We start from the raw sequence: 17,038 nt of genomic DNA on the forward strand, positions 1-17,038 counted from the left end.
GCATCGAACAGCATTACACGGAGACACATCATGGCAAGCGTAACCTTGCGCAACATCAGAAAGGCCTACGACGAAAACGAAGTGATGCGCGACATCAATCTCGACATCGCCGATGGCGAGTTCGTCGTGTTCGTCGGGCCGAGCGGTTGCGGCAAATCGACCCTGATGCGGATGATCGCGGGCCTCGAGGACATCACGGGCGGCGATCTGAACATCGACGCCGTGCGCATGAACGACGTGCCGCCGGCCAAGCGCGGCATCGCAATGGTGTTCCAGTCGTACGCGCTGTATCCGCACATGACGCTGTACGACAACATGGCGTTCGGCCTGAAGCTCGCCGGCGCGAAGAAGCCGGAGATCGACTCAGCCGTGCGCAACGCGGCGAAGATCCTGCACATCGACCATCTGCTCGATCGCAAGCCGAAGCAGCTGTCGGGCGGGCAGCGTCAGCGCGTCGCGATCGGCCGCGCGATCACGCGCAAGCCGAAGGTGTTTCTGTTCGACGAGCCGCTGTCGAATCTCGACGCCGCGCTGCGCGTGAAGATGCGCCTCGAGTTCGCGCGCCTGCACGACGAGCTGAAGACGACGATGATCTACGTGACGCACGACCAGGTCGAGGCGATGACTTTGGCCGACAAGATCGTCGTGTTGTCGGCGGGCAATCTGGAGCAGGTCGGCAGTCCGACGATGCTGTATCACGCGCCGGCGAATCGCTTCGTCGCCGGCTTCATCGGCTCGCCGAAGATGAACTTCATGGAAGGCGTCGTGCAGTCGGTGTCGCATGACGGCGTCTCGGTGCGTTACGAGACCGGCGAGACGCAGCGCGTGTTGGTCGAGCCGGGCGCGGCCAAGCAGGGCGACAAGGTGACGGTCGGCATCCGCCCCGAGCATCTGCACGTCAGCACGACCGAGGATGGTATCGAGGCACGCACGATGACGGTCGAATCGCTCGGCGATGCCGCGTATCTGTACGCGGAGTCGAGCGTCGCGCCCGAGGGTTTGATCGCGCGGATTCCGCCGCTCGAACGGCATGCGAAGGGCAATACGCAGAAGCTGGGCGCGACGCCCGAGCATTGCCATCTGTTTGATAGCGAAGGCAAGGCGTTCCAGCGCAAGATTGTTGAGGTGCTGGCGGCGTGATCGCGCGATGACGGATTGCATAAGCAGGCGGCGCACGCGCCGTCTGTTGCGGGCAAGGTTTGCCCTTTCAGGATGGCGGGCGGCGAGCCCGCACGCGCGTTGGCGCGCCTTGGCGGTGCGCGAGGCGCACGCAAAGCGCTGTCGCTAGAGGGCGTTACGCGCTTTGGGTTGCCAGGTGAAATGAAAGCGCGGAAAACCTACCGGACGGCGGGGAGCCCTCCGGTGCGAGGAAGCGCAGGCTACTCACTCAGAAGAAGACGCTTAAGCTTGTCAAGGAAAGCCTCAGTGGTCCGCTCCCACGCCGTCGGATCGCACTGGTAGCCAAATTCCTCCTCGAAGGCCGCGTCAAGATTTCCCGCATGATCGCTCTTGAACCGGTCTATGTCGGCCACCGTCGCGTTGATCATGTCTGGCGTGCATCCGCTTGCACAAGCCCGGACCAACTCTTCAATTGTGTTTCCCCAGTAGTCGAAATCTTCATTGAAGTAGCCAAGGATCAATTGCCCCAGATCGTAATATTTCATGCATCAATACCCACCAATCACTTATCGAGCATAGCTGTGAGGATGTAGTACGGCATCCCGTTATACGCCCCGTACTTCAAAACAACCTCCACTTTACTGCTATCTACCAACCTGTCGGTCTTCCTGACCAATGCGTATCCAACTTTTCTTGCAACGTCCTTTCTCAGCGTCAAAACCCGGTTTGGTGCTGCTTTTGTCCATGTGTGAATCTGCAAGGCATTTGCGCGCATTGTTTCCGATATAGCCCACTCCGCCTCCTCAAGATTTACGAAAGACGAAACTACTTTCTTTTCCGGCTCCAGCCTGAGCCTCTCCCGCAACTGCGCTTCAGTCCTCCCGACATGTTTCAAAAGCGTATGTCCACCGATCCGGCTGCCCGCTTTTGCCTCGTGCATTTGCAGGTTAACCCGGCCCATCGTGACGCGCGCAGCGCGTGCCGCCCTGATCGAGCCAGCAAAGCCGAATGGCACGGCGATATCGAGGGACAGGCCGATATTGTTCGCCATGTCGGGGCTCGCCTTCATCGCTTCAGCGAGTTTCGTCGCGCCCTGCTGGGTCAGCGTGACCGTGTCCTGACCAGTCCAGACCTGCCGCAGGCCCGCCGCCGCCGAGTCCGAACCATGTACCCCGAACACGACACACCCGGCTTTGCTCGCCATCGTCGGGTCGGGCAAGACGCATAGCGCACCCGCACCAACCATTTCCAGCACGCCGCCGACGACCTGCAACCCGCCCCAAAGCCGGTTGGAAAGCATCTCGGTCTGGCTGATCGACTGGCGGGATAGCACGGCCGCGAGTTGCGGAGCACTCAGTACAACCTTCACTCCTTCGGCGTTATCGGCACCGGGCATATCGAAACCCTCTTATGTTTTTATGGGGTTCCGATGCTGCCGTGCTGACCGTCTCTCAAGATTCGGACGACTCCGAATTTTCCGTAGCCCGATGCACGGTGCCTGTTCTGCATCGGGCCGGACCAGGCGCAACATCACGCACGCCGCGATTTTCCGGTCATATCCTGTCCTGCATCACTCCAGCGGGCCGCTACACCAGACTTTCCCCTTCTCTCCGAATCATCCTTCGCCCATAGCCGGACAGTGAATCCACCGGTTAATGTGAAAGTCCGAGAAAAAAGAGAAGGGGACTTTTTGCATGTCACAGGTGAATGAGTCAGACGGCGTCCGCGTCGTACTGAGCGCCCCGCAAATGGCGGCCGTTCTGGTTCGTCAGTCGATTAGCCAGACTGAGATGCTTTCGAACCGTTTAGGGGGCGGTTTGCAGGTTGTCGGCGGAGTATTGGAAATGGTCGGCGCGGGTGCGTTATGCGTGCTGCCAGAGCCGACGATGGCAAGCAAGGCCGGGTGCATTGTGTTTGGCGTGCATGGCTCGGATACCGCAGCAGCAGGTCTGCGACAGGTTTGGACCGGGCGAGATTCCTCCACGCTGATCCAACGCGGTACGGCGAAGTTGGCCGAAACTATGAAGGCCAGCCCCGACATGGCCAACAATATCGGCCTGTCGCTCGATATCGCAGTGTCGGCAGGCGTGGCGGGATCGATCAAGGCAGTGCGGGCGTCCGAGATCACATTGGGCCGGATCAACTTGATGATGCACGAAGCGAAGGCGGGCAGCGGGATTGGCGGGCACACGCTGCTGAAACATGTGGGGCGCACTGAGGCACAATTGTCAGAGAGATTGTTGAAGGAACCGTGGCGAGATCGGGTCTCGTCATTTGCGAATATTGCTGCGGCGGAATGGGCCATCTCGGAGACGATGCAGGCGAACGCCATTGCGATAAAGTCGTGGGTTGCTTCACCATCACGAGATTTGGCTTTAAAGAAAGATGTCGGGAAAAATGTCGGCTACACCTTGTTCAAAAAATCAGAAAACTTGATAAGTTCGAGCAAGGTCACTGTTATTCTTCGGCATCAGGCATACAATGGAATGCCATACTATATTCTCACCGCTTATCTGGATGCCTAATTTGGGAGGTGAAAATGAGTTTAATCGCGGATATCCTCGCGGCGAGAGGCCCAACGATGGTTAGAATTTCCAATGTACTGGACTATTCAAATGACCTGTCCCTGGTACTGTCCAAATTCGGCCTGACTCAAGATGAGGCGATGCTTGTGCGCCATGATAGAGCCGGGGCCATTGCTATTCTCACGAACCTGCTATGGAAAGGGCAGGCTTATGATTGTGAATGCATGGGCAGGAGTAAAGCGGAAGAGCTTGCTGAAAAAATAATTTCTGAAAATGAATCTAAAGAAAGTAGGTATTTTTCAAACAAGGAATCACCGTCATCGGATTCGTGGAATGGTCTTACGGGCTCGACCTTTGACTCAGGTATTGTGATAAGTAGTGGGGATGGGCGATATTTCTGTATCTGGCTTGAAGATGAAGATTAATTTGACGTCTTCAGTTAAGTCATGAAACCAGTCAACTTATCCACTGCGGGCACCGTTTCACGCCTCCAACGCCGCCCGCGCACACACCTCGTCGGTCACGAGCCCCGACAACCACCCCCCCTTGAGCACCGCGATCAGCGCCTCGCGCTTGCGCAGCCCGCCCGCGAAGCCGATGGTCGGCCGGCGTGGCGGCGTGTCGAGCGCGATGCTCGTCACGCGTCGGCCGGTCGGCGATTCGACGTGCGCGCCGGCCGCATCGATCGGCAGGCCGAGCATTTCGGCGACCGCGCCGTTCTGCATCAACTCCTTCACCTCGCCTTCCGTGATGAAGCCGTCCTCGTGCAACGGACAGGTCATCCCAATGTTGCCGATGCCGACGAACGCGACATCGGCCTGCGCCGACAGCGATTCGACGATCCGATAGAGACGGTGATTGCACCACTGCGCGCGCTCGGCCTCGCTGTCGGCGAGCAGCGGCGCGGGCAGCAGAAAATACTTGCCCCCGGTCTTTTCCGAAATGTGCAGCGCGACGTCGTAACGGTTCGAGGAGCCGTCCTGCGCGATCGCGCCGACCATCGATACCAGCCGATGCTGCGGACGGTCTAGCTGCGCGATCTGATCGACCGCGGCCTTCAGGGTGCGGCCGCTGCTGACCGCGACGACCATCGGCTTTTCCTCGCTCAGATAGCGTTCCATTACCTGCGCGCCGGCCACCGCAAGCTTGCGGTCGACTTCCTCGGGCGTATCGCCGTCGATCGGCACGATCTCGCATAGGCTGAGGCCATAGCGCTTCGACAACTGATCGGCGAGCGACAGGCAATCAGCGAGCTTGTGATCGACCCGCACGCGGATCAGGTTCTTTTCGACCGCGAACGCGACGAGCCGCTGCGCGACCGGCCGCGATACCTGCAGCTTCTCGGCGATTTCGTTCTGGGTATTGCCCGCGACGTAATAGAGCCACGCGGCGCGTGTGGCGAGATCGAGTTTTTCTGTGGACCTGGGCACGATGAGGTTTCGGTTGAAGTGCGCCGATGATAGCGGCCGGCGGCGCGTCTGTCGCGCGGGCCGGCCGCGGTTGACGCTCAGGCGAGCGGTGCGCGCGCGGGATCGAACAGCGGCCGTACGTGGCGATACAGCGCGCGATACGCTTCGAGCCGCGTGCGCAATTGCGCGTGGCGGCGCGGATTCGGTGTGAACTCCTTTTCGACAGGCGGCTTGGTCAGCACGGTGGCCGGCTCGCCACCGGCGGCGAGCCAGCCGAGACGCGCCGCGCCGAGCGCCGCGCCGGTTTCGCCGCCGCCGTGCTTGACGGTGACGGTGTCGAGCGCATCGGCGAGCAACTGGGCCCAGTAGTCGCTGCGTGCGCCGCCGCCGAGCAGCGACAACACCTTCGCCTCGGTGCCGGCCGCGCGCAGCGCGTCGAGGCCGTCGGTCAGCGCGAGCGTCACGCCTTCGAGCACCGCGTAGCCGAGCAGCGCGCGGTCGGTTGCGTGAGTCATGCCGAAGAATACGCCTTGCGCATAGGGGTCGTTGTGCGGCGTGCGCTCGCCCGACAGATACGGCAAAAAGAGCGGCGCGGTGGTCAAGGCCTCGGCGGGCAGCGCCTCGATTTCGGCGAGCAGCGTCGGCTCGTCGGTCGACGTCAGCTTGCAGACCCAGCGCAAACAGCTCGCCGCCGACAGCACCACGCTCATCTGATGCCAGCGGTCCGGGATCGCATGACAGAACGCGTGCACGGCGGAGGCCGGGTTCGGGCGGAAGCTGTCGCCGACCACGCACAGCACGCCCGAGGTGCCCAACGACACGAAGCCGTCGCCCGGTTGCGTCGCGCCGATGCCGATCGCGCTGGTCGCGTTGTCGCCGCCGCCGGCCGCGACGATCACGTCGTCGCGCAGGCCGAATTCGCGCGCGAGTTCCGGCAGCAGCGTGCCGGCCGGCGCGCTGCCTTCGCGCAGCGCCGGCATCTGCGCGCGCGTCATGTTGCAGGCAGCGAGCAGCGAATCGGACCAATCGCGTTTCGCGACGTCGAGCCACAATGTGCCGGCCGCGTCCGATGGATCGGACACCTTGCCGCCCGTCAGTTGCAGGCGCAGATAGTCTTTCGGCAGCAGCACGCAGGCAGTCCTCGCGAAAATCTCCGGCTCGTGACGCGCGACCCACAGCAGCTTCGGCGCCGTGAAACCGGGCATCGCCAGATTGCCGGCGACGCTGTGCAGTTCCGGCGCGCGCTCGGTCAGCTCCGCGCACTCCTTGTCGCTGCGCATGTCGTTCCACAGGATCGCGGGCCGCAGCACGCGGTTTTCCGCGTCGAGCAGCACCGCGCCGTGCATCTGCCCCGACAGGCCGATGCCGCGAATCTGCGCGAATTCGTCGGGATGACGCGCGCGCAACGCGGCGAGCGCCGTGCGCGTGCCGGCCCACCAGTCTTCGGGATTCTGCTCGGCCCAGCGCTGGTGCGGACGCGAAACGGTGAACGGCGAGCCTGCGGTGCCGATCACGCGGCCGTCGGAGGCGAGCAGCAGAACTTTCACTTCGGACGTGCCGAGGTCGATGCCTAGGTACATGGGAGCGAAACCTTCGTCGTTGGGGATGCGCTACTTTAGCGGTTCATCGCGCGCGCTGTCATGCGCATTAAGCCTGGCTAGTCGCGCCGCGTTCGACGAGCCATGCGTCGACCCGCGCGAGCGCGCCCGCGAGCGCCGCTTCGAGCTCGCGCGTCTGCGCCATGCCGCCCCACAGCAGCCGGTCGGCCGCGAACGCGCGCAGCGGATCGGGTGCCGTGAAAAAGGCGTGCGCGACGCGCTCTTCCATCACGCCGTCCTGATACGCGTAGGGCAGCTTGCCCGTGTGCCAGCGTTCCAGAAAGCGGAAGAACAACGCGGGCAGCATCGCGCTCGCCGCCGGCGTGACGCCGCGCTCGAAGCATTCGGCGAGTGTCGGCGCGATGAAGCCGGGCAACTTCGAGAAGCCATCGGCGGCGACGCGCTGGTTCGTGTCGAGGATATGCGGGTTGCTGAAGCGCTCGAGCACGACGTCGCGATAGCGTTCGAGATCGAGCGGACTCGGTGTCAGACACGGGATCACGTCCTCGGTCACGTAGTCGTACGCGAACTGGCGGATGTCGGCGTCGAGCGTGCCTTCGTGGATGTAGTTCAGGCCGACCAGCGTGCCCGCCCACGCGATGCAGCTATGCGTCGCGTTGAGAATGCGGATCTTCGCTTCCTCGTACGGCAGCACCGAATCGACGAGTTCCGCGCCGACCTTCTCCCAGGCGGGCCGTCCCGCGATGAAGCGGTCTTCGATCACCCACTGGATGAACGCCTCGCCCATCACCGGACTCGCATCGTCGACGCCGGTCGCGGCCTTCACGCGCTCGCGCACGTCGGGCGTCGGACGCGGCGTGATGCGATCGACCATCGAACACGGGCATGACGTGTTGTCGTCGAACCATTGCGCCAGTTCGTTCGCGCCGCGTCGTTCGAGAAACTCGCTCATGCCCGCATGAAAGCGCTCGCCGTTGCTGCGCAGGTTGTCGCAGGTCTGCAGCGTGACGGGTCCCGCGCCGCGCTTCACGCGCGCGTCGAGAATCGCCGCGAGCGCGCCGTAGATCGTCGTGTGGCCGCCGGCCAGGTCGGCGGCGAGATCGGCATTCGCGGTGTCGAGCCGGTCGTGTTCGTCGAGGTAATAGCCGCCTTCGGTCACGGTGAACGCGATGATCTTGCAAGCCGGATCGGCGCCCGCTTCGATCAGTCCGTCGAGGCTTTCGCTCCATGGCAGCACGCGCTCGATCGAGCGGATCGTCTCGTAGGCGCGCTCGCCTTGCGGCGTGACGGTTTCGAGCGTGTAGACGCCGTTCTGCGCGGCGAGCGCTTCGAGCACCGGGTTCATGTCGCCGCGGATATTGCCCACGCTCAGCGACCAGCGCGGCTCGCCGGCCGTGCTCGCTTCGTTCAGCCGGTGCAGATACCACGCCTGATGCGCGCGATGAAACGATCCCGCGCCGATGTGCAGGATCACGTGTGCGGCCGCGCCGCTGCCTTGCCCGCTGTTCATGTTGTGTCTCCAAAAACTTGTCCGCGGCGCTCGCGGCGCGCGTTCTGTGCGTGCAGAGCATTTGCTCCGTATGTGAGCGAATGATCGTACCCGGAGAAACGAAAGTCAAGGCAAGGGGGCGGGCTTTTGATGGCGCAGCGCGGCATGGGCGATGCGCCGGCGGCAGCGACGAGCACCGAGGCGAGAAAACGAGTCGCGCCGCTCATATTGCATTGCATCAAATTTGACCGCGCACGCGTCGGGGCTAACCCGAATACAAAAAAGTATCGGTCCGCGGTTTCTTTTAAAGTGGTTGCCAACGCGTTTGGCGGTTACTTTTCGCTTTACAAGATCAAGATCGGCGGCGTCTCCCGCGCGCCGCTTCATGGAGGCAGACAGTGCAACCTGATCTCGAAATCGTGGCCGTACGCCACGACGAATCGTTCAAAGTGTGGTCGCATGGCTATCCGTATCGCACGGTGCGCTGGCACTTTCATCCGGAGTACGAAATCCATCTGATCGTCGCGACGACCGGCAAGATGTTCGTCGGCGATCACATCGGCAGCTTCGCGCCCGGCAACCTCGTGCTGATGGGGCCGAACCTGCCGCACAACTGGGTCAGCGACGTGCCCGAAGGCGAGAGCGTCGCGCAGCGCAATCTGGTCGTGCAATTCGGCCAGGAGTTCGTATCGAACTGTCTCGAGAGTTTTCCGGAGTGGCGTCAGGTCGAGGCGCTGCTCGCCGATGCGCGTCGCGGCCTGTCGTTCGGTCTGGAGACGTCCGCGCAGATCAAGCCGCTCTTTCTCGAACTGCTCGCGGCGCGCGGGCTGCGCCGGCTCGTGCTGTTCATGTCGATGCTCGAGATCCTGATCAACGCGCCGGATCGCGACACGCTCGCGAGTCCCGCTTATCAGGCCGATCCGACCAGCTTCGCGGCGACCCGCATCAATCACGTGCTCGCGTATATCGGCAAGAACCTCGCGAACGAGTTGCGCGAGTCGGAGCTTGCGCAACTCGCCGGCCAGAGCGTCAGCGCGTTTTCGCGTTATTTCCGTCGCCATACCGGGCTGCCGTTCGTGCAGTACGTGAACCGCATGCGCATCAATCTCGCGTGCCAGTTGCTGACCGATGGCGAACTGAGCGTGACCGACATCTGCTTCAAGGCGGGCTTCAACAACCTGTCGAATTTCAACCGGCAGTTTCTTGCGATGAAGGGCATGGCGCCGTCGACGTTTCGCCGTTATCAGCAACTGAACGATGCGAGCCGCGATGCTTCCGAGCAGGCGGCCGCGCATGGCAGGGGCATCGACAACGCGCCGGCGATCGTGCTCGCGCCGGGCTTGTCGCGTAGCGGTGTTGCGTACCCGGTCACATAGTGCCCATCCGGTAGTTCACAGCTTTATTCCACTCGCGTTTCAACACGCATCGATCGCGCTGTGCGCCCACAGCGCGAGGGGGCGTGCTCACTTCAAAAAATGGAGACAACCATGAAGCCGTCTACTCTTTCACTTAACCCTTCGATGATGTTCGCGCGCCGTGTCGCCGCGCTCGCGTTCGGTCTGTCGCTAGTCGCTGTGTCGGCCGCGCAGACCGCGCAGGCCGCGCCGCTCAAAATCGGCATGACGTTCCAGGAACTGAACAACCCGTACTTCGTGACGATGCAGAAAGCGCTGAACGACGCGGCCGCGTCGACCGGCGCGACGGTCCTCGTCACCGACGCGCATCACGACGTCAGCAAGCAGGTCAGCGACGTCGAAGACATGCTGCAAAAGAAGATCGACATCCTGCTCGTCAATCCGACCGACTCGACCGGCATCCAGTCGGCGGTCATGTCGGCGAAGAAGGCGGGCGTCGTCGTGGTCGCGGTCGATGCGAACGCGAACGGTCCGGTCGATTCGTTCGTCGGCTCGAAGAACTACGACGCGGGCGTGATGGCGTGCGACTACCTCGCGAAGTCGATCGGCGGCAGCGGCGAAGTGGCGATTCTCGACGGCATTCCGGTCGTGCCGATTCTCGAACGCGTGCGCGGCTGCAAGGCGGCGCTCGCGAAATCGCCGGGCGTGAAGCTCGTCGATACGCAGAACGGTAAGCAGGAACGCGCGACCGCGTTGTCCGTCACCGAGAACATGATCCAGGCGCACCCGAACCTGAAGGGCGTGTTCAGCGTGAACGACGGCGGCTCGATGGGCGCGCTGTCGGCGATCGAATCGTCGGGCAAGGACATCAAGCTGACGAGCGTCGACGGCGCACCGGAAGCGATCGCCGCGATCCAGAAGCCGAATTCGAAATTCGTCGAGACGTCCGCGCAATTCCCGGCCGACCAGGTGCGCATCGCGCTCGGCATCGCGCTCGCGAAGAAGTGGGGCGCCAATGTGCCGAAAGCGATTCCGGTCGACGTGAAGATGATCGACAAGAGCAACGCTAAGGGCTTCAGCTGGTAACGCAAGCGCAGGCTGCCGCGCGTGCGGATCATGCGCGGCGGCGCGCGGCACAGGAACATGCGATGGACACGATTCTGAAGCTCGACAACATCAGCAAGAGCTTTCCCGGCGTGAAGGCGCTGCAAGGCATTCACCTCGAGATCGCGCGCGGCGAGATTCACGCGCTGCTCGGCGAGAACGGCGCGGGCAAGTCGACGCTGATGAAGATTCTGTGCGGTATCTACCAGCCCGACGAAGGCACGATCACGCTCGACGGCGAGCAACGCCACTTCGCGAACTATCACGACGCGGTGGCCGCGGGCGTCGGTATCGTGTTTCAGGAGTTCAGCCTGATTCCGTATCTGAACGCGGTGGAGAACATGTTTCTCGGCCGTGAATTGCGCAACCGCTTCGGTCTGCTCGAACGCGGCAGCATGCGGCGCGCGGCGGCGCGGATTTTCGAGCGGCTTGGCGTAGCGATCGATCTGTCGGTGCAGATCCGGGAACTGTCGGTAGCGCAGCAGCAGTTCGTCGAAATCGGCAAGGCGTTGTCGCTCGATGCGCGCGTGCTGATTCTCGACGAACCGACCGCGACGCTGACGCCCGCCGAGGCCGCGCATCTGTTCGCGATCATGCGCGAGCTGAAGCAGCAGGGCGTCGCGATGATCTTCATCTCGCACCACCTCGAAGAGATTTTCGAGGTGTGCGACCGCATCACGGTGCTGCGCGACGGCCAGTACGTCGGCACGACCGAGGTCGCGCAATCCGACGTGAGCCGGCTCGTGCAGATGATGGTGGGACGCCGCATCGAAAGCAGCTTTCCGCCGAAGCCGACGCCGCGCGCCGACGCGAAGGTCGTGCTCGACGTCGTGCGCTTGCAGCTGTTCAAAGACAGCCCCGAGCTGAGCTTCACGCTGCGCGAGGGCGAGATTCTCGGCTTCGCGGGACTCGTCGGTTCGGGGCGCACCGAGACCGCCCTCGCGGTGATCGGCGCGGACCGTGCATACGCGAAGGAAATTCGCGTCAACGGCGCGGCCGCGAAGCTCGCCGACCCGGCCGATGCGCTGCGCGCGGGCGTCGGCATTCTGCCCGAGAGCCGCAAGACCGAAGGGCTCATTACCGAGTTCTCGATCAAGCAGAACATCTCGATCAACAACCTCGGCAAGTACCGGTCGCTACGTTTCTTCATCGACCAACGTAGCGAAGCGCGCGCGACCGCCGACATCATGAAGCGCGTCGGCGTGAAGGCCCCAACGATGCACACCGAAGTCGCGACGCTGTCGGGCGGCAATCAGCAGAAGGTCGTGATCGCGCGCTGGCTCAATCACCACACCAACATCCTGATCTTCGACGAACCGACACGCGGCATCGACGTCGGCGCGAAGGCCGAAATCTATCTGCTGATGCGCGAACTGACCGCGCGCGGCTACTCGATCATCATGATCTCGTCCGAGTTGCCGGAGATCGTCGGCATGTGCGACCGCGTCGCCGTATTCCGGCAGGGCCGCATCGAAGCGCTGCTCGAAGGCGACGCGATCGAATCGAACGCCGTGATGACCTATGCGACCGCCGGTTCGCTCGGAGCCTCTCATGAACATGCCTAATCCTTCCTCTTCGCCGAAAACATCGAGTGTCAACAGCGACACGCCGGGCGCGCCGGTGCGCTTCACGTGGGCCGCGCTTAAGCGCTCGACGCTGTTCTATCCGTTCATCGGCCTGCTGGTCGTCTGCATCGTAATGGTGTTCGCGAGCGACAGCTTTCTCTCGGCCGCGAACATCGAGAACGTCCTGCGCCAGGTGTCGATCAACGCGATCATCGCGGTCGGCATGACCTGCGTGATCCTGACGGGCGGCATCGATCTGTCGGTCGGCTCGGTGATGGCGCTCTCGGGCACGCTGTCGGCCGGGCTGATGGTCGCCGGCATGAATGGGGTGGCCGCGCTTGCGGTCGGCCTCGCGGTCGGTCTCGGCTTCGGCGCGGCCAACGGCTTTTTCGTCGCGTTCGCCGGCATGCCGCCGATCATCGTCACACTCGCAACGATGGGTATCGCGCGCGGCCTCGCACTGATCTACACGGGCGGCTACCCGATCGACGGTCTGCCCGACTGGGTCAGCTTCTTCGGCAGCGGCAAGATTCTCGGCGTCCAGGCGCCGGTCGTGATCATGGCGGTGATCTATCTGATCGCGTGGGTGCTGCTCGAACGGATGCCGTTTGGCCGCTATGTGTATGCGATCGGCGGTAACGAGCAGGCGACGCGACTGTCCGGCGTGCGCGTCGCGCGCGTGAAGCTGATCGTCTACACGATCGCGGGTTTGACGTCCGCGTTTGCCGCGATCGTGCTGACCGCGCGCCTGATGAGCGGCCAGCCGAACGCGGGCGTCGGTTTCGAACTCGACGCGATCGCCGCCGTCGTGATGGGCGGCACGTCGATCTCCGGTGGGCGCGGCTCGATCATCGGCACGCTGATCGGCGCGCTGTTACTCGGCGTCCTGAATAACGGCCTGAACATGGTCGGCGTGAATCCGTACGTGCAGAACGTGATCAAGGGCGGAATCATTCTGCTCGCAATCTATATCAGCCGCGACCGCAGAAAGTAACGCTCGCTTCCCCACATCCCTCTTTTCGCAGGACCATGCAATGACGACTCAATCCGACCAGCAGAACATGACCGCCATCGTCTGTCATGCACCGAAAGACTATCGAGTCGAGCAGGTACAGAAACCACGCGCGCGCGCGCACGAACTCGTGATCCGCATCGCCGCGTGCGGCATCTGCGCGAGCGACTGCAAATGCCATTCGGGCGCGAAGATGTTCTGGGGCGGCCCGAGCCCATGGGTCAAGGCACCGGTGATTCCGGGCCACGAGTTCTTCGGCTATGTCGAGGAACTGGGCGAGGGCGCGGCCGAGCATTTCGGCGTGCAGAAGGGCGAGCGCGTGATCGCCGAGCAGATCGTGCCGTGCGGCAAGTGCCGCTACTGCAAATCCGGCCAGTACTGGATGTGCGAAGTGCACAACATCTTCGGCTTTCAGCGCGAGGTGGCGGACGGCGGCATGGCCGAGTACATGCGCATTCCGCCGACCGCGATCGTCCACAAGATTCCCGACGGCATCTCGCTCGAAGACGCCGCGATCATCGAGCCGCTCGCGTGTGCGATTCACACGGTCAATCGCGGCGATCTGCAACTCGACGACGTGGTCGTGATCGCGGGCGCGGGGCCGCTCGGTCTGATGATGACGCAGGTCGCGCATCTGAAGACGCCGAAGCGGCTCGTCGTGATCGATCTCGTCGAAGAACGGCTCGCACTCGCGCGCGAATATGGCGCGGACGTGACGATCAATCCTCGGAAGGACGACGCGCTCGCGATCATCCATTCACTGACGGACGGCTACGGCTGCGACGTCTATATCGAAACGACGGGTGCGCCGATTGGGGTGAATCAGGGGATGGACCTGATCCGCAAGCTCGGGCGCTTCGTCGAATTCTCGGTGTTCGGCGCGGATACGACGCTCGACTGGTCGGTGATCGGCGATCGCAAGGAACTCGACGTGCGCGGCGCGCATCTTGGGCCCTATTGCTATCCGATCGCAATCGATCTGCTCGCGCGCGGACTCGTTACGTCGAAGGGCATCGTCACGCACGGCTTTTCGTTGGAAGAATGGGACGAAGCGATCAGGATCGCGAACTCGCTCGATTCGATCAAGGTGCTGATGAAGCCGCGCGCGTGAATCTGGGGCGCGGCGTTTCAACGGAGACTCTATGAACTACGTCATCGGCGTCGATATCGGCACGCAGAGCACGAAGGCGCTGCTGGTCGACGAGCACGGCGCGATCGTCGCGCAGCATGCGTCGAGCTATCAGCCCGATACGCCGAAGCCATTGTGGGCCGAGCAGTGGCCCGCGGTGTGGCTGAAGGCCGCGGTCGAATGCGTGGCCGCGTGCGTCAGCGAGGCGAAGGCGGCCGGCATCGCGCCGGGCGCGATCAAGGCACTGTGCGTGAGTAGCCTGTACGGCGGCTCGGGCATTGCGGTCGACAACGACATGCGGCCGCTCGCGCCGTGCCTGATCTGGATGGACCGGCGCGCGACCGCTCAGGTCGACTGGGTGCGCGAGAACGTCGATCTCGAACGGCTCTACACGATCACCGGCAACGGCGTCGATAGCTACTACGGTTACACGAAGATGTTGTGGCTGCGCGAAAACGAGCCGGACGTGTGGGCGCATACGCGCTATTTTTTGCCGCCGAACGCATACGTGATCTACATGCTGACCGGCGAGGTCGCCGTCGATCACAGCTCGGCCGGCAATATCGGCGGCGTCTACGATATCGCGCGGCGCGACTGGTCGGACGAAGCGCTCGACATGCTCGGCATTCCCGCGACGATGATGCCGGAGCGGCTGGTCGAATCGTCGGAGGTGGTGGGCGGGCTGTTGTCGCAATGGACCGCGCAGCTCGGGCTCGACGCGGGCACGGCGATCGTCGCGGGTGGCGTCGATGCGGCGACGGCGACGTTCGCGGCCGGCGTCACGCGCGCGGGGCAGCACGTCGCGATGATCGGCACCAGCATGTGCTGGGGTTACCTCAATCAGCGTGTCGACGCACGGCACGGTTTGATCAGCATGCCGCACGTTTTCAACGGGCAGCACGACATCTACGTATTCGGCGGCGCGATTACCGCGGGCGCGTCGGTCACCTGGTATCGCGAGCAGTTCTGTCACGCGGAGATCGAGGCCGCGCGCGCGACACCGCATGGCGATCCGCATCGGCTGCTCGAAGAGAGCGCCGCGCAAGTGCCGGCCGGCGCCGACGGCGTGCTGTTCCTGCCGTATCTGATGGGCGAGCGCAGCCCGGTGTGGGATGCGAAGGCGAGCGGCGCGTTCGTCGGGCTGTCGCTGTTTCATACGCGCGCGCATCTGTATCGCGCCGTGCTCGAAGGCGTGTCGTTCGCGCTGAAGCACAACATCGAGGCGGGGCGCAAAGGCGCGCAATCGCTCGATGACAAGCTGATCGTGGTCGGCGGCGCCGCGCATTCGGACCTGTGGATGCAGATCATCGCCGACGTCACCGGCTATCCGGTCTACACGATCGAGCAGGACGTCGAAGCCGCGATGGGCGCCGCGCTGCTCGCCGCGCTCGGCGTCGGCCTCGTGTCGCGCGAAGCGGCGCAAGGCGGCTGGGTCACGCTGATCGAGCGCGCGCAGCCCGAGGCACGGCGCATGGCGCTATACAAAGAGCGCTTCGGCGTGTACACGGACCTCTATCCGGCGTTGAAGCCGGTCATGCATCGCTTGCAATCATCATGAACGCTACTTTCGATTTTTCCGGCCGCTCGATTCTGGTGACGGGCGCCTCCAGCGGCATCGGCCGCGCGACGGTCGAGGCGCTGTGCGCGAGCGGCGCGTCGGTCATCGCGGCCGCGCGCAACGTGAATGAGCTCGCGCGGCTCGCCGAGGAAACCGGCTGCGAGCCGTTGAGGCTCGACATCAGCGACGAAGCCGTGATCGACGAAGCAATGGCCTCGCTCGAACCGTTCGACGGTCTGGTGAATTGCGCGGGCATCGCGTTGCTCGAACGCGCGGTGGAAACGACGGCCGCAAGCTTCGATCGCGTGATGGCGGTGAATGCGCGCGGGGCGGTGCTGGTCGCGAAGCACGTCGCGCGTGGCATGCTCGACGCGGGGCGCGCGGGCAGCATCGTCAACGTGTCGAGCCAGGCCGCGCTCGTCGCGCTCGACGATCATCTGAGCTATTCGGCGTCGAAGGCCGCGCTCGATGCGGTCACGCGCGCGTTGTGCATCGAACTGGGGCCGTACGGAATTCGCGTGAACAGCGTGAACCCGACGGTCACGCTGACGCCGATGGCGGTGCTGGCGTGGAGCGATCCTGTCAAACGCGATCCCGCTTTGCAGGCGATTCCGCTCAGGCGCTTTGCCGAATCCGACGAAGTTGCCGCGCCGATTCTGTTTCTGTTGAGCGACGCGGCGTCGATGATCAGCGGGGTGTGTTTGCCGATCGATGGTGGTTACACGGCGCGCTAGCGGGTGTCAGGCATTGTCGGTTGCCGGGTGAAATGGAAGTAGGCGGAGGCCCTACCAGACGGTGTGGGGCCGTCCGGTGGTTGGAAGTGCGGGCTACTCGCTCAGAAGAAGACGCTTAAGCTTGTCGAGAAAAGCCTCGGTGGTCTGCTCCCACACGGTCGGATTGCACTGGTAGCCAAAATTTTCCTCAAATGCTGCGTCAAGGTTCCCCGCATGATCGCTCTTGAATCGGTCTATCTCGGCCACCGTCGCGTTTATCTCTTCCGGTGTGCATTCGCATGTAAAAGACAAAACCAATTCCTCAATTGTGTTTCCGAACAAGTCGAAATCTTCATGGAAGCGGCCACCAATCAATTGATACAAATTTTCGTATCTCAGATTGATCGACTGGCCGGATAGCACAGCCGCGAGTTGCTGAGCACTCAGTACAACCTTCAGTCCTTCGTCGTCATCGGCACCGGGCATATCGAAACCCTCTGA

At 63.1% G+C, this 17,038-nt stretch carries 16 protein-coding genes; 10 read left to right on the forward strand and 6 right to left on the reverse strand.

Features of this window, described 5'->3' with window-relative positions; all coding sequences use genetic code 11:
• Window positions 1–30 precede the first annotated feature (30 nt).
• Window positions 31–1,140, forward strand: coding sequence for an ABC transporter ATP-binding protein (locus OKW39_RS15495; RefSeq protein WP_090801678.1), 1,110 nt, complete (start codon window positions 31–33; stop codon window positions 1,138–1,140).
• Between the two features lie 239 nt (window positions 1,141–1,379).
• Here the strand turns inward: OKW39_RS15495 and OKW39_RS15500 are convergent, their stop codons facing one another.
• On the reverse strand, window positions 1,380–1,664 hold the full coding sequence (locus OKW39_RS15500; protein ID WP_090801677.1) for a contact-dependent growth inhibition system immunity protein: 285 nt from the start codon (window positions 1,662–1,664) through the stop codon (window positions 1,380–1,382).
• Window positions 1,665–1,681: 17 nt separating this feature from the next.
• Window positions 1,682–2,515, reverse strand: coding sequence for an RNase A-like domain-containing protein (locus tag OKW39_RS15505; RefSeq protein WP_429562969.1), 834 nt, complete (start codon window positions 2,513–2,515; stop codon window positions 1,682–1,684).
• A gap of 298 nt (window positions 2,516–2,813) precedes the next feature.
• Between OKW39_RS15505 and OKW39_RS15510 the strand changes: the two genes are divergently transcribed.
• The gene (locus OKW39_RS15510; RefSeq protein ID WP_429562970.1) at window positions 2,814–3,644 is read left to right on the forward strand and encodes an RNase A-like domain-containing protein; all 831 of its coding nucleotides are present in this window, start codon (window positions 2,814–2,816) and stop codon (window positions 3,642–3,644) included.
• A gap of 14 nt (window positions 3,645–3,658) precedes the next feature.
• Window positions 3,659–4,069 (forward strand): hypothetical protein, encoded by a 411-nt coding sequence (locus OKW39_RS15515; RefSeq protein WP_143037119.1) that lies wholly within the window; start codon window positions 3,659–3,661, stop codon window positions 4,067–4,069.
• Window positions 4,070–4,126: 57 nt separating this feature from the next.
• Here OKW39_RS15515 and OKW39_RS15520 read toward each other — a convergent pair whose 3' ends face one another.
• The 3 genes from OKW39_RS15520 to dalD all read right to left on the reverse strand — a co-directional run bounded on the left by OKW39_RS15520 (window position 4,127) and on the right by dalD (window position 8,122).
• Complete coding sequence (locus OKW39_RS15520) at window positions 4,127–5,074, reverse strand: sugar-binding transcriptional regulator (RefSeq protein WP_429562971.1); 948 nt, start codon at window positions 5,072–5,074, stop codon at window positions 4,127–4,129.
• 77 nt (window positions 5,075–5,151) lie between these two features.
• Window positions 5,152–6,633: a xylulokinase gene (gene xylB, locus OKW39_RS15525; protein WP_090801671.1), complete on the reverse strand. Its 1,482-nt coding sequence runs from the start codon at window positions 6,631–6,633 to the stop codon at window positions 5,152–5,154.
• Between the two features lie 67 nt (window positions 6,634–6,700).
• Window positions 6,701–8,122, reverse strand: coding sequence for a D-arabinitol 4-dehydrogenase (gene dalD, locus OKW39_RS15530; protein ID WP_429562972.1), 1,422 nt, complete (start codon window positions 8,120–8,122; stop codon window positions 6,701–6,703).
• A 377-nt stretch (window positions 8,123–8,499) separates the two neighbouring features.
• Between dalD and OKW39_RS15535 the strand changes: the two genes are divergently transcribed.
• The 7 genes from OKW39_RS15535 to OKW39_RS15565 all read left to right on the forward strand — a co-directional run bounded on the left by OKW39_RS15535 (window position 8,500) and on the right by OKW39_RS15565 (window position 16,558).
• Window positions 8,500–9,477, forward strand: coding sequence for an AraC family transcriptional regulator (locus OKW39_RS15535; protein WP_429562973.1), 978 nt, complete (start codon window positions 8,500–8,502; stop codon window positions 9,475–9,477).
• 111 nt (window positions 9,478–9,588) lie between these two features.
• Window positions 9,589–10,542, forward strand: coding sequence for a substrate-binding domain-containing protein (locus tag OKW39_RS15540; protein ID WP_429562974.1), 954 nt, complete (start codon window positions 9,589–9,591; stop codon window positions 10,540–10,542).
• Window positions 10,543–10,604: 62 nt separating this feature from the next.
• On the forward strand, window positions 10,605–12,125 hold the full coding sequence (locus OKW39_RS15545; RefSeq protein WP_429363066.1) for a sugar ABC transporter ATP-binding protein: 1,521 nt from the start codon (window positions 10,605–10,607) through the stop codon (window positions 12,123–12,125).
• A complete protein-coding gene (locus OKW39_RS15550) occupies window positions 12,112–13,119 on the forward strand; it encodes an ABC transporter permease (RefSeq protein ID WP_187614003.1) in 1,008 nt (335 codons plus the stop codon). The genes OKW39_RS15545 and OKW39_RS15550 overlap by 14 nt, the downstream gene beginning before the upstream one ends.
• Window positions 13,120–13,159: 40 nt before the next feature.
• Complete coding sequence (locus OKW39_RS15555; protein WP_090801663.1) at window positions 13,160–14,248, forward strand: alcohol dehydrogenase catalytic domain-containing protein; 1,089 nt, start codon at window positions 13,160–13,162, stop codon at window positions 14,246–14,248.
• 31 nt (window positions 14,249–14,279) lie between these two features.
• Window positions 14,280–15,824 carry an FGGY-family carbohydrate kinase gene (locus OKW39_RS15560; RefSeq protein WP_429562975.1) on the forward strand — a complete coding sequence of 515 codons (1,545 nt, stop codon included), beginning with the start codon at window positions 14,280–14,282 and terminating at the stop codon, window positions 15,822–15,824.
• A complete protein-coding gene (locus OKW39_RS15565) occupies window positions 15,821–16,558 on the forward strand; it encodes an SDR family oxidoreductase (RefSeq protein ID WP_429562976.1) in 738 nt (245 codons plus the stop codon). The genes OKW39_RS15560 and OKW39_RS15565 overlap by 4 nt, the downstream gene beginning before the upstream one ends.
• A gap of 93 nt (window positions 16,559–16,651) precedes the next feature.
• On the opposite strand, the gene OKW39_RS15570 is transcribed toward OKW39_RS15565, so the two are convergent.
• A complete protein-coding gene (locus OKW39_RS15570) occupies window positions 16,652–17,023 on the reverse strand; it encodes a contact-dependent growth inhibition system immunity protein (RefSeq protein WP_244144989.1) in 372 nt (123 codons plus the stop codon).
• Window positions 17,024–17,038: the final 15 nt, after the last annotated feature.

This window comes from Paraburkholderia sp. MM6662-R1 (assembly GCF_050436245.1).
Taxonomy (GTDB): domain Bacteria; phylum Pseudomonadota; class Gammaproteobacteria; order Burkholderiales; family Burkholderiaceae; genus Paraburkholderia; species Paraburkholderia tuberum.